Annotated in this window: 24 protein-coding genes and 1 pseudogene; 18 read left to right on the top strand and 7 right to left on the bottom strand. The window is 57.1% G+C overall.

Features of this window, described 5'->3' with window-relative positions; genetic code table 11:
* Positions 1–11: 11 nt before the first annotated feature.
* The 4 genes from cimA to KO498_RS12485 form a co-directional block, all read right to left on the bottom strand.
* Positions 12–1,637, bottom strand: a complete 1,626-nt coding sequence (gene cimA, locus KO498_RS12470) for a citramalate synthase (protein ID WP_215960209.1) — start codon at positions 1,635–1,637, stop codon at positions 12–14.
* Positions 1,630–1,821: a hypothetical protein gene (locus tag KO498_RS12475; RefSeq protein WP_215960210.1), complete on the bottom strand. Its 192-nt coding sequence runs from the start codon at positions 1,819–1,821 to the stop codon at positions 1,630–1,632. Before KO498_RS12475 ends, cimA begins: the two co-directional genes overlap by 8 nt.
* Positions 1,818–3,173 carry a cysteine--tRNA ligase gene (cysS, locus tag KO498_RS12480; RefSeq protein WP_215960211.1) on the bottom strand — a complete coding sequence of 452 codons (1,356 nt, stop codon included), beginning with the start codon at positions 3,171–3,173 and terminating at the stop codon, positions 1,818–1,820. Before cysS ends, KO498_RS12475 begins: the two co-directional genes overlap by 4 nt.
* A gap of 179 nt (positions 3,174–3,352) precedes the next feature.
* Positions 3,353–4,606 (bottom strand): MFS transporter, encoded by a 1,254-nt coding sequence (locus tag KO498_RS12485; RefSeq protein ID WP_215960212.1) that lies wholly within the window; start codon positions 4,604–4,606, stop codon positions 3,353–3,355.
* A gap of 100 nt (positions 4,607–4,706) precedes the next feature.
* Between KO498_RS12485 and KO498_RS12490 the strand changes: the two genes are divergently transcribed.
* Positions 4,707–5,879 carry a pyridoxal phosphate-dependent aminotransferase gene (locus KO498_RS12490; protein ID WP_215960213.1) on the top strand — a complete coding sequence of 391 codons (1,173 nt, stop codon included), beginning with the start codon at positions 4,707–4,709 and terminating at the stop codon, positions 5,877–5,879.
* Positions 5,876–6,649, top strand: a complete 774-nt coding sequence (locus KO498_RS12495) for a class I SAM-dependent methyltransferase (protein ID WP_215960214.1) — start codon at positions 5,876–5,878, stop codon at positions 6,647–6,649. Before KO498_RS12490 ends, KO498_RS12495 begins: the two co-directional genes overlap by 4 nt.
* A gap of 155 nt (positions 6,650–6,804) precedes the next feature.
* Here the strand turns inward: KO498_RS12495 and KO498_RS12500 are convergent, their stop codons facing one another.
* A complete protein-coding gene (locus tag KO498_RS12500) occupies positions 6,805–8,751 on the bottom strand; it encodes a TonB-dependent receptor plug domain-containing protein (protein ID WP_354667660.1) in 1,947 nt (648 codons plus the stop codon).
* Positions 8,752–9,015: 264 nt separating this feature from the next.
* On the opposite strand from KO498_RS12500, the gene KO498_RS12505 reads away from it, so the two are divergent.
* The 9 genes and pseudogenes from KO498_RS12505 (at position 9,016) to KO498_RS12545 (ending at position 15,518) form a co-directional block, all read left to right on the top strand.
* Complete coding sequence (locus KO498_RS12505) at positions 9,016–10,068, top strand: hemin-degrading factor (protein ID WP_215960216.1); 1,053 nt, start codon at positions 9,016–9,018, stop codon at positions 10,066–10,068.
* On the top strand, positions 10,065–10,934 hold the full coding sequence (locus KO498_RS12510; RefSeq protein WP_215960217.1) for a heme/hemin ABC transporter substrate-binding protein: 870 nt from the start codon (positions 10,065–10,067) through the stop codon (positions 10,932–10,934). The genes KO498_RS12505 and KO498_RS12510 overlap by 4 nt, the downstream gene beginning before the upstream one ends.
* 3 nt (positions 10,935–10,937) lie before the next feature.
* Positions 10,938–12,017: a FecCD family ABC transporter permease gene (locus KO498_RS12515; RefSeq protein WP_215960218.1), complete on the top strand. Its 1,080-nt coding sequence runs from the start codon at positions 10,938–10,940 to the stop codon at positions 12,015–12,017.
* Between the two features lie 3 nt (positions 12,018–12,020).
* Complete coding sequence (locus KO498_RS12520; RefSeq protein WP_215960219.1) at positions 12,021–12,806, top strand: heme ABC transporter ATP-binding protein; 786 nt, start codon at positions 12,021–12,023, stop codon at positions 12,804–12,806.
* A 1-nt stretch (position 12,807) separates the two neighbouring features.
* The gene (locus KO498_RS12525; protein ID WP_215960220.1) at positions 12,808–13,170 is read left to right on the top strand and encodes a hypothetical protein; all 363 of its coding nucleotides are present in this window, start codon (positions 12,808–12,810) and stop codon (positions 13,168–13,170) included.
* 53 nt (positions 13,171–13,223) lie between these two features.
* Positions 13,224–13,865, top strand: a pseudogene (locus tag KO498_RS12530) (MotA/TolQ/ExbB proton channel family protein); the annotation flags it as partial.
* Positions 13,866–13,869: 4 nt separating this feature from the next.
* Positions 13,870–14,247 (top strand): ExbD/TolR family protein, encoded by a 378-nt coding sequence (locus KO498_RS12535; RefSeq protein ID WP_215960222.1) that lies wholly within the window; start codon positions 13,870–13,872, stop codon positions 14,245–14,247.
* A 2-nt stretch (positions 14,248–14,249) separates the two neighbouring features.
* Entirely contained in the window at positions 14,250–14,630 is a 381-nt protein-coding gene (locus KO498_RS12540) for an ExbD/TolR family protein (RefSeq protein WP_215960223.1), read from the top strand.
* A 3-nt stretch (positions 14,631–14,633) separates the two neighbouring features.
* Positions 14,634–15,518 carry a cell envelope integrity protein TolA gene (locus KO498_RS12545; protein ID WP_215960224.1) on the top strand — a complete coding sequence of 295 codons (885 nt, stop codon included), beginning with the start codon at positions 14,634–14,636 and terminating at the stop codon, positions 15,516–15,518.
* Between the two features lie 224 nt (positions 15,519–15,742).
* Here KO498_RS12545 and KO498_RS12550 read toward each other — a convergent pair whose 3' ends face one another.
* Together KO498_RS12550 and KO498_RS12555 are read right to left on the bottom strand one after the other, a co-directional pair.
* The gene (locus KO498_RS12550; RefSeq protein ID WP_215960225.1) at positions 15,743–16,525 is read right to left on the bottom strand and encodes a ChaN family lipoprotein; all 783 of its coding nucleotides are present in this window, start codon (positions 16,523–16,525) and stop codon (positions 15,743–15,745) included.
* A gap of 100 nt (positions 16,526–16,625) precedes the next feature.
* The gene (locus KO498_RS12555) at positions 16,626–16,829 is read right to left on the bottom strand and encodes a hypothetical protein (protein ID WP_215960226.1); all 204 of its coding nucleotides are present in this window, start codon (positions 16,827–16,829) and stop codon (positions 16,626–16,628) included.
* 131 nt (positions 16,830–16,960) lie between these two features.
* Between KO498_RS12555 and KO498_RS12560 the strand changes: the two genes are divergently transcribed.
* The 7 genes from KO498_RS12560 to KO498_RS12590 all read left to right on the top strand — a co-directional run bounded on the left by KO498_RS12560 (position 16,961) and on the right by KO498_RS12590 (position 24,899).
* The gene (locus KO498_RS12560) at positions 16,961–17,992 is read left to right on the top strand and encodes a LacI family DNA-binding transcriptional regulator (RefSeq protein ID WP_215960227.1); all 1,032 of its coding nucleotides are present in this window, start codon (positions 16,961–16,963) and stop codon (positions 17,990–17,992) included.
* Positions 17,993–18,104: 112 nt separating this feature from the next.
* Positions 18,105–19,403, top strand: coding sequence for an ABC transporter substrate-binding protein (locus KO498_RS12565; protein WP_215960228.1), 1,299 nt, complete (start codon positions 18,105–18,107; stop codon positions 19,401–19,403).
* Positions 19,404–19,559: 156 nt separating this feature from the next.
* Positions 19,560–20,498 carry a carbohydrate ABC transporter permease gene (locus KO498_RS12570; RefSeq protein WP_215960229.1) on the top strand — a complete coding sequence of 313 codons (939 nt, stop codon included), beginning with the start codon at positions 19,560–19,562 and terminating at the stop codon, positions 20,496–20,498.
* Positions 20,499–20,509: 11 nt separating this feature from the next.
* Positions 20,510–21,343 (top strand): carbohydrate ABC transporter permease, encoded by an 834-nt coding sequence (locus tag KO498_RS12575; RefSeq protein WP_215960230.1) that lies wholly within the window; start codon positions 20,510–20,512, stop codon positions 21,341–21,343.
* Between the two features lie 9 nt (positions 21,344–21,352).
* Entirely contained in the window at positions 21,353–22,357 is a 1,005-nt protein-coding gene (locus KO498_RS12580) for an ABC transporter ATP-binding protein (RefSeq protein WP_215960231.1), read from the top strand.
* 78 nt (positions 22,358–22,435) lie between these two features.
* Positions 22,436–23,902, top strand: a complete 1,467-nt coding sequence (locus tag KO498_RS12585) for a mannitol dehydrogenase family protein (RefSeq protein ID WP_252731400.1) — start codon at positions 22,436–22,438, stop codon at positions 23,900–23,902.
* A gap of 70 nt (positions 23,903–23,972) precedes the next feature.
* On the top strand, positions 23,973–24,899 hold the full coding sequence (locus tag KO498_RS12590) for a carbohydrate kinase family protein (protein ID WP_215960233.1): 927 nt from the start codon (positions 23,973–23,975) through the stop codon (positions 24,897–24,899).
* Positions 24,900–25,070 lie beyond the last annotated feature (171 nt).

Below are 25,070 nucleotides of genomic sequence, written 5' to 3' on the forward strand. Positions count from 1 at the left end.
TAACGTCAAGGTTACCCCCGAGCGAGCTTTCCAGTCGCGCGCAAAAGCTTCCAGTTGATCGCATCAAGCAGCGCATCAAAGCTCGCGTCGACGATGTTTGGCGATACCCCGACCGTGCTCCAACGCTGGCCTTGGCTGTCTTCACTGTCGATGATCACGCGGGTTACCGCCTCAGTGCCGCCTTGGGTAATTCTCACTTTGAAATCAACAAGGTGCATATCAGAGATCATCTCACTGTAGTGGCCCAGGTCTTTTGAAAGCGCCTTGGAAAGCGCATTCACGGGGCCACGATCAGAGCCCGTCTCATCATGGCTTTCACTCACCGACAGCCGCTTTTCGCCATCAACCTTGACCACGACAACCGCCTCGGAGAGCGAGATCATCTTGTTATACTTGTTCTTGCGGCGTTCAACGCTGACACGGTAGCGTTTCACCTCGAAAAACTCCGGCATTTGCCCCAAAATACGCCGCGCCAGCAGCTCAAAACTCGCCTGCGCGCTGTCATAAGTATAGCCCAGAGCCTCGCGTTCCTTGATCTCATCAAGGATTTGCTGCAATGCCGGATCGCTCTTGGCAACCTCTAGCCCCGCATCAGCAAGCCGTTTGCGCAGGTTGCTTTGACCCGCCTGGTTTGACATCGGAATGATGCGCGTATTGCCGACGACTTCGGGCTTGATGTGCTCGTATGTGCTCGGGTCTTTTAAAATCGCGCTCGCATGCAGCCCCGCTTTATGCGCAAAGGCACTCGCACCTACATAAGGCGCCTGCCGCTGAGGCACACGATTAAGGATATCATCCAGCTTGCGGCTGACTTGCGTGAGGCCTTCCAGCGCTTCAAGGCTAATGCCTGTCTCAAAGGTGCTGGCGTAGGGCTCCTTGAGCAGCAGCGTCGGAATGAGCGTCGTCAGGTTGGCATTGCCACAGCGCTCCCCGAGGCCGTTCAACGTTCCTTGCACCTGCCGCGCACCTGCGTCGATCGCGGCCAGAGAGCAAGCCACTGCGTTCTCGGTGTCGTTATGCGTATGTATGCCAAGCTTGCTGCCTTTGATGCCTGCTTTGATCACCGCCTGAGTGATCTCGAACACCTCATGCGGCAATGTCCCGCCGTTGGTGTCGCATAGCACAAGCCAGTTTGCGCCAGCCTCTTCGGCGGCTTTCAGGCATTCAATCGCATAAGCCGGATTGGCCTTATAGCCATCAAAGAAATGCTCGGCATCAAACAACGCCTCACGCCCCTGCGCCACAATATGGGCCATACTCGCGCGGATGTTCTCGGCGTTTTCCTCAAGGCTAATACCCAGCGCCGTGACTACATGAAACTCATGGGTTTTCCCCACAAGGCAAACATGTTCGGTGCCCGCATTCAGCACTTCAGCCAGCACATCGTCGTTCTCTGCCGAGCGCCCTGCGCGTTTGGTCATCCCGAAGGCGGTGAACTTAGCGCGGGTCTTCGGAGCTTCATTAAAAAAGTCGCTGTCCGTCGGGTTCGCCCCGGGCCAGCCGCCTTCAATGTAATCCACCCCTAGCGCATCAAGCATCTCTGCAATCTGGTGTTTTTCAGGAGTCGAGAACTGCACACCCTGCGTCTGCTGCCCGTCCCGCAACGTAGTGTCGTAAATGTAAAGCCGCTCAGTCATGTGCTTGCCCCTTGTCTGGGCAGTGCCCGAACCGCATGGGGCGGCTCTCTGTCAGGCAATCTGGTATCACAGCCACAGGCGCCGGATACTTGGTCAGCCCTCCGCCAAAAGCGCCCGCCCCGTGGGGGGCGGTTCGGGCGCTGCCCAGACAAGCTGGGCGGTTGTGTTTAAAAGGAAAACTCATAGCAAGCCCTCCAACTTGGCTGCATCGAATCCAGCGCTCGGAACCAGCTCAACACCGTCCTTGCTCATCCGCACTTCTAGGCCAGCTTCGATGAAGGCAGCTTTCAAGCGGTCAACTTCCGAGAAGTCTTTGGTTTGCATGGCCGCTTGGCGCACCTCAAGCATGTGGGTTTCGTATGCAGACATATCTGTCGCGTTCACCCAGCTTGGTATGTCATCTCCCAACAGGCCAAGGAAGCGAAGGCCGCCTTTCAATCCTTGGGTCTCGTTAAGTTCGCTAAGGCCATGCAGAACAGTAATGGCTTGAGCAGTGTTCAAATCATCCGCGAGCGCAGCAACCACACTTTCTGACACACGGCTTGCATCGGCTTTCTCAACTTGCCCATACCACTTCCGCAGCGTCTTCTCCGCCTCAACCCGCTTCTTCTCCGTCCAGTCCATAGGCTTCCGGTAATGCGTGCTCAGCATCACAAACCGGATCACCTCTCCCGGCACACCTTGGTCTAGCAAGTCGCGCACGGTGAAGAAGTTGCCAAGGCTTTTCGACATCTTCTTGCCCTCGACCTGTAGCATCTCATTGTGCATCCAGTAGTTGGCAAAGCCGTGACCAGCGCATGTAGACTGCGCGATCTCGTTCTCGTGGTGCGGGAACTGCAAGTCGTTACCGCCACCGTGGATGTCAAACCTATCGCCGAGCAAGTCATAAGCCATCGCCGAGCATTCAATATGCCAGCCCGGGCGCCCGCGACCCCAAGGTGACTCCCACCCCGGTTGATCCTCCGAAGAAGGCTTCCACAAGACAAAATCCATCGGATCTTCCTTATAGGGCGCAACCTCAACTCGCGCTCCCGCGATCATGTCATCAACCGAGCGGCCAGACAAAGCACCGTATTCTTTATATGAGCGCACACGGAACAGAGCATGCCCTGCGGCCTCATAAGCATGCCCCTTGGCGATCAGCTCTTCGATCATCGTAATCATCTGGGTGATGTAAGCTGTCGCGCGCGGCATATGCGTCGGCTCCAAAGCCCCCACAGCGGCCATATCATCCAGATACCACTGCGTCGTCTCTTCGGTGATCTCGCCAATAGAGCGCCCGCTCTCTGCTGCGCGTGCGTTGATCTTGTCATCAACATCAGTGAAGTTGCGCACATAGGTGACGTGCTCTTCGCCATACACATGCCGCAAAAGCCGAAACAGCGTATCAAACACGATCACAGGCCGCGCATTGCCGATATGCGCACGGTCATAAACCGTCGGCCCGCAGACATACATCTGCACATCATCAGCATTGATCGGTGCAAAGACCTCTTTCTTGCGGGTCTTGGTGTTGTATAGTTTGATGTCAGTCATAGCGCCCTCGTGCACACGGGTTGTCCGATGGCGGGCTTAGCAACTTCAACTCAGATATGAAACAAAGAACAGCGGCCCGCGTGATCAACTCAGCAGGTGATAATGCAGGTAATAATGCAAATTACAGATTTGTATCCGGTGTTCATAGGCATAGCCCTAGCGCGCCTGAACCGCTCCGGTCAAGTGTCTTGCATCCTGGCAAAGCCCTTTGCCAGCGCGCGCCACCCCCAGACACCAAGCGCCAGAGCTCCTAATCCCGCGGCAAAAAAAGGCATGGTCAGCGCCCATCCCCGCGGCAACACACTCTCTCCCCCGCGCACAACAAGCCCCGAGGCGATCATACCAATCGGCATCATTCCCCATGCAAACATCCTGTAAAGCGCATTCACACGCCCCATCAGCTCGTCAGGAATACATCGCTGGCGGTAAGACACAGAAACCGTGTTCCAAACCACCCCGAAGAACTCAAACACAGTGAGAACAATAGCCAGCGCCAGAGGACTGGGCAAAAACGCAATACAAAGGTAAATCGGCCCCGAAACAATCAGCGATAGCTGTGCTGTCTTCATCGGCCCCAGTGCTTTGACGATGTGCTCACCGACAAAGCCCGCAATGATCCCGCCTAACGCCCCCCCTGCCAGCACAAGGCCATAGACCCGCACAGTCGCCTCAAGGTTCTCCTGCACATGCAGCACCAAGGCGATGTGAGACATATGGAAAAACAGGTTCCATAAACCCGTGATCAGCGCCAGCGCCATCAGCAAAGGCGCACCGCGTAGAAACTGCCAAGCCTCGCTCAGCTCAACGCGCCAATGCCCGCCAAACTGCCGCTCCGGCTTGAACCGCCCGGTAATGCGCCACACCAGCGAAACAGCCGCCAAGTAGGCCAGCGCATTTACAAACATCGGCAGAGGCAGCGCCCAAGCGATCAGGAATGCGCCAACCACAGGCCCGAGCAACACATTGCCGATCAGTTCGACACTCCACAGCCGCCCATTGGCACGCTCAAGCATATCATGCTCGACAATTGCAGGCAGCATGGTTTGCGCGGCGTTATCGCGAAACACCTCAGCCGCACCAACAACCAAGGCGGCAGTGAGCAAAGTCCAGTAAAGCCAGGGCGTTGATATCCCCCTCATTGGCGCCTCTCCCAAGGGAAGCGCACTCCATACAGCGACTCCAGCCAAGGCAAAGCCCACAAAGCGCAAAGCATCCATGCCAAAAATCAACCGTCGCCGATCGACGCGGTCGGTGATGATCCCTGCGGGCACAGCAAAGACAAACCAAGGCAGGCGCAGCGCCACCGACACAAGCGCAATCAACAACGGGTCGCGCGTCAGCAGCGAGGCAATCCATGCCCACGCCACCATCGCGATACCATCTGCAAGATTGGTAAAGCCGCTGGCAATCACAAAGCGCTGAAATCTGTTCATGCCCGCAGAAGACAGCAATCTCGCAGCCTTCGCAATTGACAAACAGCAAGCCCCGTGTTCCCGATGCCCGCAACACATCCTTTTGCTAATGAGGCCCGCCATGCGCATGTCAGACAAACTCAAATCAATCGCAGGTGAAGGCGGCGACGGCTGGGAGCTGTTCCTGCGCGCCCGTGGGATGATCGCCTCTGGCACCCCTGTCACCGAGCTGACCATCGGCGAGCACGACATACGCACCGCCGCCCCCGTTTTGCAGGCCATGCACGAGGCCGCAAAGGCTGGCAACACCGGCTATGCTATCATGCATGGGCAGATGACCCTGCGCGAGGCCGTTGCCGCACGTGTGCAAGCCCGCACAGGTGTGCCAACAACATATGAGAACGTGTTAATCACCCCTGGCGGGCAGTCTGCCCTTTTCGCTGCGCATATCGCCAGCTTGGACAATGGGCAAACCGCGCTTTACATGGACCCGTTCTACGCCACCTACCCCGGAACTATCCGTGCAGTGGGGGCCGTTGATAAGCCAGTGCCCGCCCGCGCCGAACACGCCTTTCAGCCCCAACGCGCCGATCTGGAAGCCGCGATCAACGAGAGCACCCGCACGCTGCTGATCAACTCGCCCAACAACCCGACAGGCGTGATCTACACGCCTGAAACCATGCAGATGATCGCCGATGTCGTGCAGGCGCATGGCCTCACGCTGATTTCCGATGAAGTCTACGACACCCAGATATGGGAGGGCGTTCACATCTCACCGCGCTCGCTTGAAGGCATGGCCGACCACACGCTGGTTGTTGGCTCCATGTCAAAAAGCCACGCCATGACAGGCTCGCGCTGCGGCTGGCTGGTTGGCCCAGCGGATGTGATCGATAAACTGGTCGATCTTTCGACTGTCACTACATACGGCGTGCCGGGTTATATCCAAGACGCCGCCCTCTTCGCGCTTGAGCAAGGCGAAAGCTTTGAAGAAGAGATCGCCGCCCCGTTCAAACGCCGCCGTGAAGTGACTTTGAAAGCCTTGGCCTCCCAGAATATCCTCACCCCTGTCCCCACAGCGGGCGCAATGTATGTGATGCTCGACGTGCGCCAAACCGGCCTCACCGGTGAAGAGTTCGCCAACCGTTTGCTGGACGAGCGCCACATCGCCGTCATGCCCGGTGGATCGTTCGGAAACGAGGCCGCAGGCCATGTGCGTGTGGCTATGACAATCGAGGACAGCGCCTATGAGGCCGCTCTCAAAGATATCTGTTCATTTGCCGCTGCCTTAGCGTGAGCAAAGACAGAGGCAGAGACAGAGACAGAGACGGCGGTGATATCTACGACCCCGCCTTTGTTGCAGGGCTGTTTGATCGCTGCTCATCAAACTACCGCCGTTGGAGCGCTGTGAGTTCGTTTGGCTTTGTCTGGCTGTGGCGCAAGCAATGCGTGGGCCTCCTACCCGTGGAGAACCACCAAGGCGCTGTTGTTGTTGACCTGATGGCAGGCACCGGCGAAGTCTGGCCTCATCTGCTGAAGCGTTTGCCTAAGCTTGGCACCATCACCGCGCTTGATATCTCGCATCGCATGCATACCGAGGCCGTTGAGCGCTTGCATGGAGCCTATGCCGAGAAGATCACCCACATCGAGGCCGATGCACTGCAAACCGATCTGCCGCAAAACCACGCCGACCTTGTGGTCTCAACCTTCGGCCTCAAAACCTTCAACGCCGAGCAGCAGACCGTCTTGGCCAAACAAATCGCCCGCATCCTCAAGCCCGGTGGTCGTTTTGCTCTCATCGAAGCGTCTGACCCGAAGGGCTGGGTGCTGCGCCCGTTCTACCGCCTCTACCTTGACCGCCTCTTGCCCAAGATCGAAAGCCTGTTCCTGAAGGGCGCCAATGATTTCAGCATGATAGGCACCTACACGCGCAACTACTCAAACAGTTCGTACATGGCCGACGTCCTGCGCACGGCGGGGTTGGGCGTGGTTTGCAAAAAACACTTCTTCGGCTGCGCAACAAGCGTCGCGGGGCATAAGCCGCACCCGCATCAAAGCCAACCCTGATAGCTGAACGCCGCATGGCCAGTTATGCCAGATATGCCGACAAAACGACATTTCGCCGGGGACCGTATGACGATGACGAGGTTAGAGTGGTCATTGGCTTCAAGCACTCCGAGAGGCATGTCGCAACGCCTCCCGGATGATCTTATGGGCTATTGTCAGAACGTCTTCGCCAAAGTGAACTTGAAGTTTCGCCCCGGGGCTGTGCGTGTCGCGAGGTGCGGCGTGTATTCCTTGTCGAAAATGTTCTCGACACCAAAACGCATCTCTGTGCCTTCAAGAACACCGGATTGCGGTTTGTAAGTTGCACGCAGGTTGTGCGTCACATTCGAGGCGCTTGGCGTGGATGACCGCGTCATCTTTTTGTTTGCGACAACTTCCCAGCTCAGGTCGAGTTCGTCGTCCCACTTTTTGCCGACGGTCAAACGAAGCTGATCGGCGGGGATGCCTTCCCAGTCACCACCCGGCGCAGGGCTAATGTATTCGCCACGCTGGATATTGAGGTTGGCGTCAAAATAGACACCCGAAGCAAGGCTGTAAGCCGCTTCAACCTCAAAGCCTTTCAGCTCGGCCGAGCCGAGAGGCGTGAATGTGCCCGCAACATTATACGAGGTGATGTCGTAAAACTTGGTCTTGTAGACATTGGCCTTGAAAGCAAAGTCGTCGCCCTCGGTGAACACATCGAGGTTGTCAAAGGAGAAGCCAAGCTCAAAGGTCGTCGCTTTCTCGCTTTGTGTCATGTAGGCCGGAGTTCCCAAGTCGTCGATGATCGGCATGCTTTCGGAGTAAGCGGCCGAGCCGAAAATGCCGAAGCCGTTGTCAAACTTGTAGAATGCCGACAAGCCGCCCATGAGGACATCGTTGCTATAGGACACAGTGCCGTCACCGATCGACTGACTTTCAAAGCGCAGCGCGGGTGTCAGTGTCAGGCGCTCACCGATTGACATATCATCGACGATGAACAGCGCGATGCGGTCATCCGTGCCGCCGGCCGCTGAGGAGGCGTCGAGCCGCTCTTTGCGCTTGAACTCAACACCGGTGCGCAAATTGTGCGAAACAGACCCAGTTTCAAACAGCGCGGTGTTTTTGACTGTGAGCTTGGTTGTTTCATACCGGTGGTCTGCATCGACAAGCGGCTGCAAGAATGGCCAGCTTGGCCCGCCCTCGAGCGGCGAACTGCCGGCAACATAGCTCTGGTCGATTTGTTGGTCTGAGTAAGACAAGATAACATCTAGGTCGATCAGGTCATTGTCATAGGGGTTGTATTTGTATCCCAAAGTCGCGGTGCGCGAATGCGTTTGCCTGTCAACATTACCAAACTGCCCGCCTGTTGTTTCAAACGAGTCATACGGCACATCTTTGGAGTCGGAGTTGGTGTCGGTCAGCGAGAAAGTCACTGCGTGATCACCGTCGCCAAATGTCTTCTTGGCTTTGATCTGCCAGCTTGGGAGCGAGAAAGAGGAGTTGCCGATTGTCGCACCTGCGCCATCGGTTTGGTCGTTTTGGGTTGTGTAGGTGTAGTTGCCGAGTACCTCAAAGTCTTCAGCGACCTGCCAAGCAAAGATTGACGAGCTCGACATGCCGTCGCCGTTGCTTGAGAACTGCACGCTTTGGCGAAGCCGGAACCCCGGGGCGCCACCCGTGAAGTCGGACGCATCTTTGGTTTCAAGCCGCACCATGCCGCCGATTGCACCTGAGCCAAACTCGAATGTGCCGGCCATGCCGCGGACAACGTCAACCGACTTGTAGAGGGCCGGGTCAGTGTAGAGCTGCGTGCCGATCCGGTAGAGCTCTTCTGCGCCGACGTCGGCATCATCAACCTGAATGATAACCTTCTGGTCCGAACCATAAGTTGAGTTGGCCCCAAAACCACGAATGTTGATGCCCGAGCCTTGTGGCGTCTGGCCGTTGATCAGGGTCACACCGGGAACAGAGTCAACAAGCTCGGCAACTGTGCTGGCTTGACGGTCATCCATTTCGCTTTGATCAACCGTGGTCGCGGCGGTCGCGGTATCCGTTTGGACCTCACGTTTGGTTTTGCCAAGAATAACCTCATCAAGGTCGGTGGCGTAGTCTTGTGCAAAGGCCGGCAGTGTCAGAAGCACAGCTGTGCTGCACAACAATGAGGCTTTCGCGAATCTCTGAATTCGCATGAGTGTCCCTTCCAAATCTTAACGAATTAAGGCTGGCGGGAGGCTGGCGTCTTCGTCTTCATGCGCCCGTTTCATCGGGCAATGCAGGTTTGCTATTGATCCTGACTATTTTTGTCAATAATAACTTCCTCAGAAAATCAGGCGCACCAGCGAGTTGTATCCAAGCGATACCCAGCCAGACGCACCCCTCAAAATGCTTTGAAAAGGAGAGCTCTCATGGGAGCGACTACAACCATTTCCGCGGGTGAAATAAAGGCCGCCCGCCTTGAAGAACCCAAGATGCGCGACCGTGACTTCGCCGACAAAATCGGCATCTCCGAAGGCCAGCTTGTGGCGGCACATGTTGGTGAAACAGCGACACGAATCACGGCTGATATGGATATTCTCATGCCTGCCCTTACGCGGCTTGGTGAGGTCATGGCGCTCACCCGCAACGAAAGCTGCGTGATCGAGAAGGTCGGCGTCTATGATAACTACCGCGGCGGCGAGCACGCCTGTCTGATCGTCAACGGCGAGATGGATCTGCGGATGTTCCCCAAGCGTTGGGTGCACGGCTTTGCGATCGAACACGAGACTGAGAAAGGCATGCGCCGCACCATTCAGATTTTTGATGCCGCTGGTGATGCGACCCACAAAGTCTTTATGCGCGAAGGCTCGAATGTGGATGCTTGGGCCAGCGTCGTCGCAGAACTGCGCATTGACGACCAGAGCAACACTTTGAATGTCGAGCCGCGTCAGCCGGTTGAAGATGCCAAGGGCGACCCTGCGAAAGCCGACAAACTGCGCGAAGAATGGGACAAGATGACCGATACCCATCAGTTCCTGATGATGACCCGCAGGCTCAAGTTCAACCGTCTCGGGGCCTACCGCGTTGCGGGCGAGGGCTATGTGCGCAAGCTTGACACCACGGCTGTCGAAATACTGCTCAACAAGGCCGCCGAAACAGAAACGCCGATCATGGTTTTCGTCGGCAACCAAGGCTGCATCGAGATTCACACCGGCCCTGTTAAGCGCATCGTCGAGATGGGCCCGTGGATCAACGTGCTTGATCCGGGCTTTGATCTGCACCTGCGCAAAGACCATATCGCCGAAGTTTACGCTGTGAAGAAGCACACCAAGCGCGGTGACGCGATTTCGGTTGAGGTGTTCGGCGCAGACGGCTCTTTGATCACGCAGGTGTTCGGCGTTCTGGCGCAGGAAGGGGCTGCTGAACAGTGGAACGCGCTTGTCGCCGCACTTCCTGATGCAAACACGGAAGATGCAGCATGACACGGCTACACCCACTATTTTTGCTGCAGGTTGTGACAAGTCTCGCGATCTTTTTGTTCATCGCGACAACAGCTTGGGCGAACGAAAAGCCTAGCCGTATTGTCTCGATCGGTGGCTCGATCACCGAAATCATCTATGCCTTGGGCGAGGAAGACCGCCTTGTGGCCCGCGACACGACATCAAACCACCCGTCAGTTGCCACCGCGCTGCCTGATGTGGGTTATATCCGTCGGCTCTCGCCTGAGGGGCTCTTGTCGGTCAACCCTGATCTGATCATCGCGCGAGAGGGCGCAGGGCCGCTGGAAACGATGGAACTCATGCGCGAAGCGGAAATTGATTTGGCCGAGATTCCGCATGGGTTTACGGCAAAGGATGTGGCACTGAAAATCACATCGGTTGCTGACGCCTTGGGTGTGCCTGACAAAGGCGCGGCTCTGGCAGACAAGGTGACGGCCGAAATAGAGACCGCACACGCATCTGTTGGCGAAGGCGCGCCAAAGCGCGTGCTCTTTGTCCTGTCGATTGCGGGCGGCAACATCACTGCGGCTGGTGACAACACAGAAGCCGGGGCTATCATCGAGATGGCAGGCGGCGTGAATGCGCTCAAAGGTGTTGAAGGCTACAAGCAGATGTCGCCCGAGGCTGTGGCGACGAGCAACCCTGACGTGATCCTGGTGATGGATCGCGGGGGCGACCACGGCATTAGCCTTGAAGGCATCAAGGCGCACCCTGCCCTGTCAACAACGCCAGCCGCCATGAACGATGCTCTGGTAAAGCTTGACGGTATGCTGATCCTCGGGTTTTCGGTGCGCACTGGCGAGGCCGTTGCGAGCCTTTCTCAGGCGCTTGCGACGGTCGGAGAGTAAGCCATGAGCCTTGCGTTGCAAGACAACATAGGCGTCACGACCGTCGCTGGAGATAGAACCCGGCGCGCGCGGCAACTGACGTGGTTTCTGGCGCTTTTGCTTGCTGGTGGCATGCTGCTCAGCCTCGCCGTTGGGGCTTCGGGCACATCGCTTTGGAGCGGTGTGTTTGACCTCGTCACAGGGCAAGATCTTGCCCTTCGCGACAAGGTGGTTCTGCTCGACATACGCCTGCCCCGTACGCTGATGGGCGTGTTGGTGGGCGCTGCTCTGGCCGTGTCGGGCGCTGTCATGCAAGGGCTGTTTCGCAACCCGCTTGCCGACCCTGGACTCGTTGGCGTCAGCGCAGGCGCGGGGCTTGGCGCGATCATCGCGATCGTTCTTGGCGGGCTGCTTCCTGCGGTGGTGACAGATAAACTCGGCTACTATCTTGTGCCCGTGGCCGCCTTCGCGGGCAGCTGGGCTTCAACGCTTGTTCTCTACCGTGTTGCAACACGCAAGGGGCGCACTTCGGTTGCAACGATGCTGCTCGCAGGCATCGCACTTGGTGCAATAGCGGGGGCCATATCCGGCCTGCTCGTCTACAAGGCCGACGATGCGCAGCTGCGCACCCTCACCTTTTGGGGCATGGGCTCGCTTGCTGGCGCGACTTGGACAAAACTGCTGGCGGCAACTCCTCTCATTGTGGCCGCACTTGCTGTTTCACCCTTCCTTGCGCGCGGCTTGAACGGGCTTGCCCTGGGCGAAGCTGCGGCCTCGCATATGGGCATCTCTGTGCAACTCACCAAAAACGTGTCGATCCTTATGGTGGCAGCCGCAACTGGCGCAGCCGTCGCTGTCAGCGGCGGTATCGGATTTGTCGGCTTGGTGGTGCCGCATCTGCTGCGTCTGATGGTCGGGCCTGATCACAAGTATCTGTTGCTCAACTCGGCTCTGCTTGGCGCTGCCTTGCTGCTCGTGGCCGATGTGATCTCACGGATCGTGATTGCACCAGCCGAACTGCCAATCGGCATTGTCACCGCGACGCTGGGTGGGCCGTTTTTCCTCTGGATCCTGCTGCGTCAGCGCGGCCTGTTGGACATGTAAGCCATGCTGAAAGCTCAGAATATAACTGTCAGCCTCGGCAAATCCGAGATCCTGCATGACGTTTCGTTTGAAGCCAAACCGGCACAGCTTACCGCGATAGTCGGGCCGAACGGATCGGGCAAAACAACGCTGCTTCGAGCGATGACAGGTGATGCCGAATATTCCGGCACGGTCGAACTCAACGGCCACGACATCAAAACCGCCCGCGCATGGGAGCTTGCTTCAGAGCGCGCCGTGCTGCCACAGGCGACGCCGCTGGCCTTCCCATTTACCGTGCTTGAAGTTGTTCGCCTCGGCCTTAACAGCGGTGTTACGGCTGACAAAGGCGGGCTTGTTATGCGGGCCTTGCGGCGCGTCGGCCTAGCGGGCTTTGAGGGCCGCTTTTACCAAGAACTTTCAGGCGGTGAGCAGCAGCGCGTTCAGCTCGCCCGCGTGCTGTCGCAAGTCTGGGAGCCTGTCACTGACGATACCCCGCGCTGGCTGTTTCTAGATGAGCCGGTTTCGGCGCTTGATATCGGCCATCAACTGCAAGTCATGCAGATAGCCAAAGACTACGCAGATGCGGGCGGCGGTGTGGTTGCAGTGATGCACGACCTGAACCTCACAGCCATGTTCGCCGACAGCATCGCGCTCATCAGCGAGGGCCGTGTGCTGCGCCAAGCCGCACCCGAAGCTGTGCTGCAAGACGAGCTTCTGAGCCGCGCCTACCAATGTTCGGTGCGCGTTAACACCCCTCCCGCTGACGGCACCTATCTGTTGCCTCACGCAGCCTCATTTGCGGCAGAATGATATGCATGATTTACAAGCAATCCCGATCCTTTTGACACCCGATCCAGCGGCAACAGAGGCCTTTGGAAAACAGGCCGGCTTTGACGTTGAAGTTTTCGGAGATAACCACCTGATCTTTCGCGGCCATTCTATCGAGTTGCACTATTCTTTCACAACGCGACCCGACGTTTGCTCGGAAACCAGTTGCTACATTCGCGGTGTCGACATCTTGCAGATATTTGAAACGCTCAAAGCCAGTGGCATTGCCAACCTTTCAGAGATCGTCACGCGCCCTTGGGGCATGGCAGAGTTCTACCTGCATGACCCGCATGGCAACCTGCTCAAGTTTGGCATGAGCACTGATGAGTTGCCTGAACCCCACTAGCACCTGAAGGAGGCCACGATATGAGCCCTGACCTAACTGCCCGCCTAACGGCTGCACTCGACTTCTTGGTTAAGGGCGGCCCGGCCATTTGGGCGATCGCCGCCCTGTCTGTCATCACCCTGGCTTTGATCTTGTTCAAGATCTGGCGCTTGGCACTTCTCGGGGCCTGGGCAAAAAACAAGACCGAACACGCTGTCACGCTCTGGGAAGCGGACGACGTGCAGGGCGCAAAGGCGCTGATAGCAAACCGTCACTCAATGCGAGCAACTGTGGCGCGCACGGCGTTTGAGGCGCGCACGTCAGAGAGATTTACAGATGCCGAAGCGCGAGAAGAAATCGCACGGGTTGCGAAAAACACCCTTGCCAATGCGCGCACCGGTTTGCGCGGGCTTGACCTGATCACAACCATTGCTCCGCTGCTCGGCCTGCTTGGCACGGTCTTGGGGATGATCGAAGCTTTCCAAGCCCTGCAAGACGCCGGCTCTCGTGCTGACCCTGCCGCATTGGCGGGCGGCATTTGGGAAGCCTTGCTCACAACTGCGGCAGGCATGGCTGTGGCCATCCCTGCGGGCATTGCGCTGACATGGTTTGAAAGCGTGATCGACCGCGCGCAACGAGACATGGAAGACAGCATTACCCGCGTGCTGACACGCCACCCCAAGGCAAAAACCGAAGCCTTGAAAGCAGCCGAGTAACCTCATGCAGCTCGGCCCCTCCCCCACACGACGCAAGCCCAGCCTCACGCCGATGATCGACGTGGTGTTCCTCTTGCTGGTGTTTTTCATGCTGGCCTCGCGGTTCGGGCAGGATGTCGAGATCAACCTGCCGCTGACGGCCGCTTCCGACAAGCCATATACAGGGCCACCAAGGTTGATCGAAGTGCTGCCTTCGGCGGTGAAGCTGAATGGCGTTGAACTCGCCCCGGATGTGCTGGTCGCCGAGCTTGGACAGATGATGCTATCTCACACCGACGCGATCATCCTGCGGCCGCGAGAGGAAGCCGAGCTGCAACGCATCGTCGAAGTGATGGAAGCGCTTTCAAAGGCGGGTTACGAAACCCTTGTGTTGGTGGAATGAGCATGGATTTGTCTCCCCCTACGAAACGCAAGAACCGCGAGAGTGTTGTTCCAATGATCAACGTGGTGTTCCTGCTGCTGATCTTTTTCCTGATGACCGCCCAAATCGCCCCGCCCGAGCCGTTTGAAGTGACGCCGCCACAGTCGAGCGCCGAGGCCCCTGCGGAGGGCAAACATATCCTGTATATGTCTGCGAGCGGCGAGCTGGCGATGGGCGATTTGCGCGGTGATGCTGTGTTTGAGGGCTTGCGTAATCTTGGCGAAAACGAGCCTTTGATGATCAGGGCAGATCAGGCCCTGAAAGCGAATGAAATTGCCAAGCTATTGCCCAAGCTCGCCAGCCACGGCGTGCGCCATGTCAAACTAGTGTCGAGGATGAGGTAACTCATGCGTGCTCTTCTGGAGATCATATCTTTCGGTGCCATTGCGCTTGCGGCGCATCTGGCTATCTGGCCAGCACCCGACGAAACATCGCTGGAAAGCGCAGGCAGCGCGGGCAACGAGCTTCTGACGATCAGCGCATCCACGGCCTCTGTCGCGCAGATGGTAGAGGCATGGGACAAGCCGCCAGAAGTTGCGCAGATTGCCGAACCCGATGTCGCCCCCCCCGAGACACCAGAGGTGCAGCAAGCTGCCATGCCGCAGCCTCAGGCTTCCCAGCCGCCTCGGGCAATGCCGACGATCAAACTGCCCGAGTTGTCTCCCTCGGCTGACGCGCCTGCGCTTCCGACCTACGAAAAGCCGAAACCAAGGCCCAAGCCAACCCCGAAGCCAACCCCGAAGCCCGTGCAAAAGGCGACCCCAAAGCCGCGCCCCAAACCGGCGGTTCAGCCTAAGCCAAAACCCGCGGCGCAGCCCAAAGCAAAGCCCGCGGCGCAGCCCAAAAAGGCGCATAAGCCCGCTGTTCAGTCTACGGCGCGTAAGGCGCAGGGCACCGGCGGAAACACCGTAAAAGGCAACAACCGAAAGGCCCGAACGGCTACACTTTCCAAATCAAAACGCAACTCTTTACTGGGCAAATGGGGTGGGCAGATCCGGGCTCGCGTTGCCCGCCGCTCGCCCAGAGGAGTCGGCCGTGGCAAGGCGGTTGTGAGGATCACGGTCTCGGCAGATGGCTCGCTGATCTCTGCGCGCCTTGCCAAGTCGTCCGGCAACAACAAAATTGACAAACTGGCGCTTCACGCCGTCAAGCGCGCTGGCCGCTTCCCCGCCGCACCAAAGCAACTGGGCATAAGCAAACACACGTTCAACCTGCCGATCGTCTCGAAATAGAGTGACCGATCAACAGATCTACTCTTACTGGTTTACCGCGTCGGCGCGAGAAGGCTCAGTCGGGCGGCACGGCATGCTCTTTCCTTCATCGGTTACATGTTCGTTCGCGACCTGATTGAAGCGGCGTCAGGGCGTGGTTTTGGTGAAGTTGTCTCTGATCTGGTCAGCAAGCCGCTCGGGTTGACGCGCGCAGAGCTTGCCAGCGGCCTCTGAAGGATGGCTCTTCAGTCTTTCTTGAAAGCGAGACAAGGGTCTTCGCGCTCAGCCACCGGCGCGCTGACAACTTTGTCAAACACACCCTCAGTGCTTCTTCCGTCTTCGATCTGCCCGAGCGAGAAGACTGTCAGATCAGGCTTCACACGCGCGAGATAGACAGCCAAGCCGCGGTCTTTTCTGGCGTGGCCATTGCCGGTGATGACAGCAATAGGCCCGCCTGTTTCTTCAAAAGCCTGCGCCACAGAGCGCGCCAAAGCCGCATCGCGCAGCCTTTGAAGGCTGACAAGGACAGGCAGCATTTCGGCTGGCATCGCGTCGCAGTGAGCAGCAAGCTGGTCGGCTTCACGGGCCTCTTGCTCGGCTTCTGGCAAGGCCAGATCAAGCCCGTAGGTTGCGGCCTCTGCGCCGAATGTCTCGGCAACACCGGCTTTCATGGCGGCTTGCATAGCGGGCCTATCAAGCAGGGAGCCATAAAGCTTGGCATCTGGTGCGGCTTCGATAATCGGCCAATACATCTCGGCCTCCTCGCTTGCACGGCCCCACCAATCTAGCTGGGTAAGCAAGGCCGCTTTGTCATGGCGTATATCTGCGCTCACGCCCTCGGCGGCTTCGGTTGAGAACATCTCAAAAACCAGTGCTTTCGGGGCAAGGCCGGAAACCCATTCTGCCTGCGTGGCGTGGTGGTGCGGGTTGTCATGCAGTTCTCCGAGCAACACCACATCGGCTTGCGGGAAGTTCTCGGCACTCGGGGCGGTCGCAGCAAAGGCGAGTAAAATAGTTAGGTATTTCATAGCACATATGTGCAGCGCCTCTTTGCAAACTTCAAGTCACTTTTTGGCATTCACCGAAATGAACCAAACGGTGTGGAGCGCGTTGAAAAACCTCTGTCGGCTAGAGCCAAAAATCGGTGCGCCCCTGCCCTTGCCTGTGCCAGTGCCCGCGCCAGTGCCAGTGCCAGTGCCAGTGCCAGTGCCAGTGAATGGTGTCTTTTCTATCCGATCTCAGCCCTTGCGGGGCCAAATAGGCCTGCAAGCCAGAAACCCTGGCCAGATCCGGCATTTGCTCGCTCGCAAAACCGAAAAGAAGTGTGGTCATCTTCCTCACATTGAAAGCTTACATGGATTCTCAAGAATTTTGCGCGCGGCAAATTCCGTTCTTTACACAACGCTCGAACCCACGCATCATTGTGGAATGAGAAATAAGCCTACCAACGGAAGGATTTGCCTGTGAGCAATCCGAAAATCAAAAACATGGAAGAGTTTGCTGCTGTAAGCGGTATCTCCCGCCCGACGATCTCAAAATACTTCAACGACCCCGAAAGTGTCCGGGCATCTACACGCGAGAAGATCGAGGCGGCGCTCAAAAATCACAACTACCGGCCGAATATCTATGCGGTCAATCAGAACCGTCGACACACCAAGAACATAGGGCTTGTGGTGCCGAACCTGACCGATCCGTTCTTTGCAAGCATTGCCCGCACGATTGAAGGATTGATCGTTAAGGCGGGCTTCAATCCGCTGTTGCTTAGCTCCCATGGCGGGCCGAGACAGGAGATTTCCAATCTCGACAGTCTGCGCTCGATAAAGCCGGCTGCTGTCTTGCTGGCGCCTCTGGGGCGCGCGTCACTGGCCGATGAAGTGGCGGCTTTCGCGCGTGAAGTGCCGACAGTGCTCTTTGATGCAAACCTTGAGGGGATTGGCGAGGCATTCTTCGGGTCGGATAACGACCATAGCATCAACTTGATCGTCGAATACCTGTGTCGTTCCGGAGAACCACCGATGTTCTTCGAATTGAAGACGCCGATCAATCCTAATGCTGTCAAACGGCGCAATGCCTATGTTGCGGCAATGGAGCGGCTCAACCACAAGCCACATCTGATTCAGGTCGATGGCCAGGGCTGGAACTTCGAAGAGATCGGTTTTAGCGAGGGCGAGCGTCGGGTGATTGGCCGGTCGCTTCCGACCAACACGATCCTATGCTCAAATGATCGCCTAGCAATAGGATTGCTTTCTGCGGCTTATGAAAACGGCGTTCATGTCGGGTTGGGCAGCGGCGCATCCCTGCGCATTGCAGGGCATGACGACCACCCGTTTTCGCGGTTCACCTGCCCCGGTTTGACCACGGCATCCCAAGACTACAATGCCATCGCCACCCGCAGCGTCGACACGATTTTGTCTCTGATCGAATCGGCAGAGCGCATGGACGTGCGCGAAGAAACCCTGTTCGAAGGCAGGCTGGTTATGCGCGGGTCCGCGTAAGTCACTCAATTGCTTGAATGTTAATATTTTGCGCGCGTAAATATTTACATTGACGCGAATAAATTTCTAGTGCTAGCCTAAGCTAGGGAGAAATCAATCTCGGGAGGATTTTATGAATTTCTTGCAGAACACGGCCCTTGGCCTCACGCTTGGCATGGCCGCATCATCATTTGCATTGGCCGATGATCATGCGAAAGAACTGACAATCGCGATCGTCAACAACGGTCACATGATCAACATGCAAAAAGTTGCTGAAGCTTACACGGCTGAAACCGGCGTTGCGCTGAACTGGGTCTCACTTGAAGAAGGCGTTCTGCGCGAGCAGGTCACGTCGGACACAGCGACTGGCGGCGGCCAGTATGACATCATCAACATCGGCATGCAGGAAGCGCCTATCTGGGGTGCCGCAGGCTGGGTCGAGCCGCTGAAATTCGGCGCCGACTACGATGTTGAAGACATCCTGCCAGCCATGCGCGAAGGCCTCTCACATGAAGGCACGCTCTATGCTGCGCCTTTCTACGGTGAGTCCTCGATGGTCATGTATCGCAAAGACCTGACAGATGCCGCTGGCGTGACAATCGCTGACAACGACAGCTGGGACAACGTGAAGGCGGCTGCGGCTGCGATGCACGATCCTGACAACGGTGTTTACGGTGCTTGCCTTCGTGGCAAGCCCGGTTGGGGCGACAACATGGCCTTCATCACGACTGTGGTGAACTCCTTTGGCGGCGCATGGTTTGACAAAGACATGAAGCCCGCGCTCGACAGCGCCGAGTGGAAAGCCGCGATCAACTTCTATGTTGATCTGCTCGGAAACTACGGCCCTCCCGGCTCGGAAGGCAACTCGTTCAACGAGATCCTCGCGCTTTACAACGAAGGCAAATGTGGCCTGTGGATCGACGCCACAATCGCGGCCTCCTTCCTTGAAGTTGACGGCGTGGCCTACGCCCAGTCGCCAAACGCAGGCAACCCTGTCGGCGCAAACTGGCTTTGGGCTTGGGCGATGGCCATTCCTGCCGGATCACCCAACGCGCAAGAGGCTTCAAAGTTCATCGAATGGGCAACCTCTAAAGACTACGTTCAGGCCGTTGGCAACCACCCCGACTTCGGCTGGGGCTCGGTTCCAACCGGTCAGCGCGCGTCAACATATGCGATCCCCGAGTTCAAAGCCGCTGCGGCCTTCGCAGACGCTGAAATGGCTGCGATCAACTCTGCCGCACCCGGCGCAACAGACCTGAAGCCATATGTCGGCGTTCAGTTTGCTGCGATCCCCGAGTTCCCGGAAGTTGGCTCAGCTGTGGCACAGGAAATGGCTGCGGCCTTGTCTGGTGCCAAATCGGTTGATGACGCTCTAGCTGCGGCTCAGGAAGCCGCGCTGTCGATCATGACCGAAGCAGGTTATTACGAGTAGCCTTTTTATCGGAGAGATCCGGCTCAGTCGGGTCTCTCCACCTATTTTCTGCCTGTCGCTTGCACATCTGTGCCCAAATAGCGACACTCAAAACCTCATTCACCACCTCACCCGCTAGGGCAACACGCAACCATCGTTTTGCTTGGAGGATAGATTATGTCTGACAGAAAGCTGCCCCGGCTCTTGCAAACACCAGCGGTTCTGCTGCTTCTGGTTTGGATGCTGGTCCCCCTCGGGATGACCTTGTATTTTTCGTTCATCCGCTATGTGCTCAACAACCTGCGCCGCCCTGAGTGGACAACACCGAGCCCAAGCAACTGGCGTGGATTTGGCAATTACGAGTTTGTTCTCAACTCGAAAGACTTCCTGCTCGCGATCCAGAACAGCTTGTTCATCGTTTGCAGTATCTTGTTCCTCACCATCATTCTGGGAATCCTGATTGCGGTTCTGATCAACAAAAGCTTTCCCGGGCAAGGCATTGTGCGGGTTCTGCTGATCTCGCCGTTTTTCGTTATGCCCGCGGTGAATGCCGTGCTCTGGATCAACATGATCCTTGATCCGGTGCTTGGCTTGCAAGGGATCGCCGTTGCCGGACTGAACGACCTCATCGAAGGCTTGAGGCAAATGCCCGTTTTGGGCGGATTCTTCTCGCTATGGCCCCAGTTCGAGCCGATCTCGTTTCGCGCCACGCAAACTTCAGCCATTGCGGTTATCATGATGGTGACATGGCAATGGACACCCTTTGCGGTTCTTATTCTTATGACCTCGCTGCAATCGGAAGATCAGCAGCAAAAGGAAGCCGCCGTACTGGATGGCGCAAGCACCTGGTCACAGTTTCGCTTTCTCACCCTGCCGCATCTGGGCCGCCCGATCGCGATTGTGGTGATGATCCAGGCAATCTTTCACCTTTCACTCTATGCCGAGATCGAAATTGTCAGCCGCGGCAACGGCAACAAGAACCTGCCCTACCTGATCGGTGAGTTTGCCAACAACAACATCGGCGCCGCCAGCGCCACGGGCATCTTCGCCGTAATCCTCGCCAACATCGTCGCGATCTTCCTGCTGCGCATGGTTGGCAAGACCTTGATGGAATAGGAGCGCAAATCATGGCAATCGTTGCACAATCCTCAAAGGTCAGCCGATATGGCCGTCCCGTCTTGGCATGGGGTGTCGGGCTGTTGTTCTTCTTCCCGATCTTCTGGATGGTTTTGACCAGCTTCAAAACCGACGCCGACGCGGTGAAGCCCGAGCACCTGATCTTCTTCACGCCGACGCTTGAGAACTATCTCAACATGACGGAAAACTACGACTACTGGCGCTTTGCCCGCAATTCGGTGATCACCGCCGTTTCGGCCACGATCTTCACGCTTTTCGTCAGCATCCCCGCGGCCTATGCGATGGCATTTAACCCAAGTCGTCACACCAAAGACGTGCTGATGTGGATGCTCTCAACCAAGATGCTTCCGGCCGCCGCTGTGCTGTATCCGATGATCTTTCTCGCCAAGGGTATCGGGCTCTATGACACGCATATTCTGGTCATCACGGTGCTCAGCTTGATCAACTTGCCAATCGCGGTCTGGATGCTCTTCACCTACTTCAAAGAGATCCCCAAGGACATCATCGAAGCGGGGAAGATGGATGGCGTCAACACATGGGGCGAGATCAAGGAGATACTCATCCCGCTGGCTTGGGGCGGCATCGCCTCGACGGCCCTGCTGGTCTTCATCTTCTGCTGGAACGAGGCCTACTGGACTGTCCGCCTCACAACCATCGACGCGGCGACGCTTTCAAAGCTCATCGAAGGCAACCGCGCGCCTGAAGGGCTGTTCTTTGGCCGCCTCTCCGCCGTCTCAACAGCCGCCGTCGGGCCGATCGTGGTGCTTGGCTGGTTTTGTCAGAAACAACTTGTCCAAGGCTTGACCTTTGGCGCCGTAAAATAGGGAAATATCATGGGACGTATTGTGCTTGATCAAGTCTCCAAAAGTTTTGGCGATGTTGAGGTTATTCCGCCGCTTAATCTGACCATCGAAGACGGTGAGTTTGCAGTCTTCGTCGGCCCCTCGGGCTGCGGCAAGTCAACGCTGTTGCGGATGATTGCAGGTCTGGAAGAGCTGACCTCTGGCAGCATCGCGATTGACGACCAAGACGTCACAGCCGTGCCCCCTTCCAAGCGGGGGTTGGCGATGGTGTTTCAGTCATATGCGCTCTACCCGCATATGACGGTGCGCAAAAACATCGGCTTCCCTTTGCGGATGGAAAAGATGCCTCAGGCCGAGATCGACAAGCGTGTCGAGGCCGCCGCCTTGTCGTTGAACCTAACCGACTATCTTGACCGCAAACCAGGTCAGCTTTCGGGCGGTCAACGTCAACGTGTTGCCATTGGCCGTGCCATTGTCCGTGATCCTTCCGCCTTCCTGTTTGACGAGCCGCTCTCAAACCTTGATGCCGCCCTGCGTGTTGGAATGCGGCTTGAGATCAGTGAAATGCACGAGCGCATGAAAACCACGATGATCTATGTGACCCATGACCAGGTTGAAGCCATGACCATGGCCAACAAAATCGTGGTGCTGCAAGCCGGCGTGATCGAGCAGATCGGCTCGCCGCTTGACCTCTATCACAAGCCGCAAAACGTGTTTGTCGCAGGCTTCATCGGCTCGCCCAAGATGAACATTTTCTCCGGTCCCGAAGCCGAAAAATTCGGTGCGCATACCATCGGCATTCGCCCCGAGCACACCGATGTCAGCATGACAAGCGGCACCTGGATAGGGCGCGTTGGCGTCGCTGAACATCTGGGGTCTGACACGTTTATCCACGTTCACGACACGGGTCTTGCCGGCATGATCACAGTGCGCATCACCGGCGATGTCTCGGTCAAACATGGCGATACGATCTATCTAACCCCGCAAGCGGAACAAATTCACAAGTTTGACGCCGCCGGAATGCGGATCGAGTGAAGACACCAAAGCGGGCGACACAGTCGAGGCAAGACACCGGATAAGACCATGAGAGACCTGCGGCAGGGACCTAAACTTATGAAACTGAACAATGCGACACTGAGCGATTTGCCAGAGGCCATCTTGCGCCCGCGCTATGACAGAGCGGGTCTGAAAGCAGGCATTGTTCACATCGGTCTTGGCAATTTTCACCGGGCGCATCAAGCTTGGTATTTGCACCGTCTGATGCAACAAGGCGAAGCGCTTGATTGGGCGATCATTGGCGCTGGTGTAAGGCCCTATGACGCCGACATGCGAGAAAAGCTTCTCTCGCAGGATTGCCTGACAACTCTAATTGCACTCGACCCCTCGTCATCCTCCGTCGAGGTGACCGGCTCGATGATCGACTATTTGCCAATAGAAGAAAACAACAACACCTTGATCCAAAGGATGGCGCAACCAGACATTCGCATTGTGGCACTGACCGTGACGGAGGGCGGGTATTTCATTGACCCCGCCACCAAGGAACTTCACGCGGCCCACCCCGACATTGTGCATGACAGCCAACATCCGACAGTGCCCCGAACGGCCTTCGGTGCGATCATCGCGGCCCTACGTCTGCGCCGCGACACCGATGCGGGCCCCTTCACCTGCCAATGCTGTGACAACTTGCTTGGCAATGGCAATGTGCTGCGCAAAACGGTGGTGTCTTTGGCCCGTCTGTCTGATCCGGATCTGGCAAGCTGGATTGATGCCAACTGCAGCTTTCCCAACGCGATGGTTGACAGCATCGTTCCGGCGACTGGCCCGAATGAGTTGGCTCTGGTGCAACAGTTGGGCATTGATGATCAGGCCCCTGTGACCCACGAGAAGTTCCGCCAATGGGTGATCGAAGACGACTTCTGCGCCGGGCGACCTGACTGGGACAAGGTCGGCGCGACATTCACCGACAAAGTCCACGACTATGAAGCGATGAAAATTCGCATCCTGAATGGTGGGCATCAGGTGATCGCCACACCAGCCGAGGTTCTCTCGGTCAAGACCATCGCGGAAGGTGTAGAGCACGATCTCATCGGTCGGCTGTTCCTCAAAGTTGCCTCCGAAGAGATAGCGCCACTCGTGAACCCTGTCTTGGGCATGACACCGGCGGAGTATGTCACTTTGATCCATGGCCGGTTCTCGAACCCGCAGATTGTCGACACCACGCGCCGTGTTGCCTTTGACGGATCCTCGCGCCATCCCGGCTTTGTGATACCTTCCATTCTCGATGGCTTGGCAAAAGGCACACCGCTCCAAGGCCTCGCCCTTGTCGAGGCCGCCTGGGCAAGAATGTGTTACGGCAGCCGTGAAGATGGCAGCACCATCGAACCCAATGACCCCAATTGGGCGCAGTTGAATGCGACAGCCATTGCGGCGCGAGAGGACTCAAAAGTCTGGCTTGAGATGCGCCAGATATATGGCAATCTGGCAGAAGAGCCGAAGTTCGCGGCCCCTTTCAAAGCATGGCTCGACCTGATCTGGGCCGAAGGCCTTGAACAGGCGATTGCCACCTACCTGAGCGCCTAGGCCCGTTTGAGGTGACAGAACCATTTGTGCGAAACGGGCTTTGCCCAAACTTGGAAGTTGAGAGATTCGAATGATCTTATGCTGTGGTGAGGCGTTGATAGATATGATTCCGGAGCCGACGCTTTCCGGTGTAGATGGATTTGTACCCAGAGCTGGCGGGGCGATATTCAATACCGCCATCGGACTGGGGCGGCTGACGTGTCGCGTGGGTTTGCTAAGCGGCATCTCGACGGACATGTTTGGCCAACAACTGATCGCAGAGCTCGCGGCGAGTCATGTGGATACCAGCGCTGTTGTTCGTTCAGACCGCCCGACCACATTGGCATTTTTGACGTTGAACGAAGGTCAGGCGTCATACGCGTTCTTTGATGAAAACTCTGCTGGCCGAATGATCACCGAACAGGAATTCCCCGATGATATCGACGGTGTTGATGCGCTGTTTTTTGGCGGTATCAGCCTGGCTTGCGAACCGGCTGCGGAAGCCTACCGAAAATTTGCGCAAACCCATGAACGCGATTGTGTCGTGATGGTTGACCCAAACATCCGACCCGGCTTCATCTCGGACGAAAACGTGTTTCGCAACCGGTTGGCACAGATGTTTATGCTGGCAGATATTGTCAAAGTTTCCGAGGAAGACTTGGATTGGATCTTCCCGAATGTGGAGCCGCGCGAAGACAAGATCGCAAAGCTGCAAGCCTTGGGGCCCTCTGTCGTTATCCTGACTTTGGGCAGTCAGGGAGCCGAAGCATGGATAGATGGCGGGACATCCGTGTCTGTCTCAAGCCGCAAGGTTCCGGTCGTTGATACGGTGGGCGCGGGAGACACATTCAATGCCGGCGTGCTTGCGTATTTGTCAGAAGCGAGCTTGCTAACCAAAGCAACAATCGGCTCGATTGCAAAAGCTGATATCGCGGCGGCTATGGAATTCGGCGCCCGCGTCGCAGCCGTCAATGTCAGCCGTGCAGGTGCGGCCCCCCCGTGGCGCCACGAAATCTGACAAGGGGTTTCACCGGCATAGCGGCACGGCGGCATAGCGGCACGGCGGCACAGCGGTACGGCGGCATACAATCTTACGCTGTTGGGCCTAAACCCGCCATTCGCCGCTCAGCGCAGCCAGTGTCCGTGCGTCTCACTTCAAACACTGCGCGTAAGCAAGCCCCTTCACAAC

The organism is Lentibacter algarum (assembly GCF_018860975.1).
Lineage (GTDB): Bacteria > Pseudomonadota > Alphaproteobacteria > Rhodobacterales > Rhodobacteraceae > Lentibacter > Lentibacter algarum_A.